4 protein-coding genes are annotated in these 2,874 nt (G+C 36.9%); all 4 read left to right on the top strand.

Translation table 11 applies throughout. The features are described 5' to 3' along the window. Nucleotides 1-45: 45 nt before the first annotated feature. The 4 genes from BCY91_RS08515 (at nucleotide 46) to BCY91_RS08500 (ending at nucleotide 2,771) form a co-directional block, all read left to right on the top strand. Nucleotides 46-591: an REP-associated tyrosine transposase gene (locus BCY91_RS08515; protein WP_120181092.1), complete on the top strand. Its 546-nt coding sequence runs from the start codon at nucleotides 46-48 to the stop codon at nucleotides 589-591. Between the two features lie 72 nt (nucleotides 592-663). After that, the gene (locus BCY91_RS08510; RefSeq protein ID WP_245989047.1) at nucleotides 664-1,254 is read left to right on the top strand and encodes a GNAT family N-acetyltransferase; all 591 of its coding nucleotides are present in this window, start codon (nucleotides 664-666) and stop codon (nucleotides 1,252-1,254) included. A gap of 155 nt (nucleotides 1,255-1,409) precedes the next feature. Next, entirely contained in the window at nucleotides 1,410-2,225 is an 816-nt protein-coding gene (locus BCY91_RS08505; protein ID WP_120181546.1) for a DUF5677 domain-containing protein, read from the top strand. Next, nucleotides 2,226-2,771 carry an REP-associated tyrosine transposase gene (locus tag BCY91_RS08500; protein WP_120181092.1) on the top strand — a complete coding sequence of 182 codons (546 nt, stop codon included), beginning with the start codon at nucleotides 2,226-2,228 and terminating at the stop codon, nucleotides 2,769-2,771. Nucleotides 2,772-2,874: the final 103 nt, after the last annotated feature.

Below are 2,874 nucleotides of genomic sequence, written 5' to 3'. Positions count from 1 at the left end.
CCAGCTGGTGCGAGCTTGCAGCTCGTTCCCTTTATTAAACACTAAATGAGCAGAAAGTATAAATTTTACAATAAAGAAGGACTGTATTTTGTAAGCTTTGCCACAGTTTACTGGCTTGATGTTTTTGTAAGAGATTTATATTTTGATAGGATGCTTGAAAGCCTGGATTATTGCAGAAAGGAAAAAGGCATGGAAATTTTTTGCTGGTGTATAATGCCCAGCCATGTGCACTTAATATTTCGGGCAAAGGACAATAACCCGGGAGAATTATTAAAGAGCCTGAAAACATTTACATCGAAAGCCTTACAGGCATCAATTGAAAACAATATGCAGGAAAGCAGGAGGGAGTGGATGCTATGGCTGATGCAGCGGGCAGGTACAAAAAACAGCAATGTAAAGAAACGGCAGTTCTGGCAACAGCATAACCATCCGATAGAATTATGGAGTGCAGAAGTAATAGACCAGAAAGTAAATTATATACATCAAAACCCAGTAGTATCCGGTTTTGTTACCGAAGCACACCATTGGAAGTACAGTAGTGCAATTGATTACAGTGGCGGAAAGGGAGTTTTAGCAATAGACTTTGTATAAAAGCAGAAAATAAACGAGCTGCAAGCTCGCACTAGCGGATGTTTTAGCAATAGACTTAGTATAAAGCAGAAAATGAACGAGCTGCAAGCTCGCACTAGCGGAGAGGGGGATTGTGGAAATATCTTAGTTGGCGGTCAGCATCGGACGACCCGAAAACGAACAGAAATGACAAACGATTTTGTAAATAGAAAAGGAAAGCTTGACGACTTGACAGAAATGCAAAACCTGTTTGTGAACACTATAAGGGCAATTTGCAAAACTGACTATGATAGCAACCAAATTGCAGTATGGGCTTCGGGCATTAACAATAAACAGCGTTGGCACGACATTTTGACTAATCAATTTGTTATAGTAACTCAACACGCAGACAAAATTGTTGGCTTTGCGACACTTGACAACGGAAATTATATTGACCTTTTTTACGTTCACAAAGACCACCAACGACAAGGAATAGCACAGCGCCTACTTGACGACATCGAAGCCGAAGCAAGACGATTAAAACAAACGACTTTGACTTCTGACGTAAGTAAAACTGCAAGACCGTTTTTTGAAAAAAATGAGTTCAATGTTCTGAGAGAACAAAATATCCTCCTAAGAAATGTAAGTTTAACAAACTACAAAATGACCAAACACTTTGATAACGCAAAAATGCCGAACCGCTAACACGGGTTTTGCGTCAGGCGGGCTGACGTGCAAACTTGGAGTTTTGCACTTCTAATGAACTTTAGTAATAAATTGAAGCTTTGTGCTCCCAAACCCGCCCGAACGCAAAGCCCGAGAACGTTATGTGCCATTTTGAAACTCGTAGAAATTGACCTATGGAAAAACTTGAAAAAATTAGAGAGATAGATGATGAGATTTTTGAATGTTTACAAGAGTACTTTCCAAAAGTTAAAGACTGTAACTTTAAAAAAGATTTTCCTGTTTCTTTTGTCTTGATTTTAAGTTTCGACACTAGCGCAAATTTTATAAAAACTGGAATATTAGATTGCGCAGAAACGGACAACTTATATGGCGCAAAAATTTTATTTAGAAGTTTAATCGAGCACTATTTGAGGTTTAAGTACATTTTTTTCAATTGGACAAAAACAAAATCTGATGAAACTTCTGAAAAGTACTTTATTTTTTCATTTGCCAACGACGAAATTAACTCAGTAAAAGCTGAGATTAGTAAGATGCAGTTATATAACCCATTATACAAATTTGATTCTTGGGATGATTTATTGAAAAAATATTCAAAAAGCGAAATTGAAAAACAGTCAGTAAATTACACATACAAAAACATCATTAAGTTTTTAATTAAAGAAATGAATAAACCTGATGAAAGTCAGATTCCTTTTTTGGGTAATATAATAACTGAATACTCTAAGCTTTCATCCTATGTTCATGGCAGCATTTTAGCCACAAACGAAACAATGGAGTTTAGCGTTGAGAGTAAAAGAATGACGGAAATTATTAGAATTTCATCTTTAGCAACACAAATGAGTGCGTCAATAAAATTATTCAGTCTAATAATGTTATTACAAAACGACAGAGAAAAATTTACAGAAAGCTATTTAAAAATTGACGCTTTAATAAAGAAAATTCCTCCAGCTGGTGCGAGCTTGCAGCTCGTTCCCTTTATTAAACACTAAATGAGCAGAAAGTATAAATTTTACAATAAAGAAGGACTGTATTTTGTAAGCTTTGCCACAGTTTACTGGCTTGATGTTTTTGTAAGAGATTTATATTTTGATAGGATGCTTGAAAGCCTGGATTATTGCAGAAAGGAAAAAGGCATGGAAATTTTTTGCTGGTGTATAATGCCCAGCCATGTGCACTTAATATTTCGGGCAAAGGACAATAACCCGGGAGAATTATTAAAGAGCCTGAAAACATTTACATCGAAAGCCTTACAGGCATCAATTGAAAACAATATGCAGGAAAGCAGGAGGGAGTGGATGCTATGGCTGATGCAGCGGGCAGGTACAAAAAACAGCAATGTAAAGAAACGGCAGTTCTGGCAACAGCATAACCATCCGATAGAATTATGGAGTGCAGAAGTAATAGACCAGAAAGTAAATTATATACATCAAAACCCAGTAGTATCCGGTTTTGTTACCGAAGCACACCATTGGAAGTACAGTAGTGCAATTGATTACAGTGGCGGAAAGGGAGTTTTAGCAATAGACTTTGTATAAAAGCAGAAAATAAACGAGCTGCAAGCTCGCACTAGCGGATGTTTTAGCAATAGACTTAGTATAAAGCAGAAAATGAACGAGCTGCAAGCTCGCACTAGCGGAG

Source organism: Pelobium manganitolerans, from assembly GCF_003609575.1.
GTDB classification, from domain to species: domain Bacteria; phylum Bacteroidota; class Bacteroidia; order Sphingobacteriales; family Sphingobacteriaceae; genus Pseudopedobacter; species Pseudopedobacter manganitolerans.
This window is presented reverse-complemented; position numbering and strand designations above follow the sequence as displayed.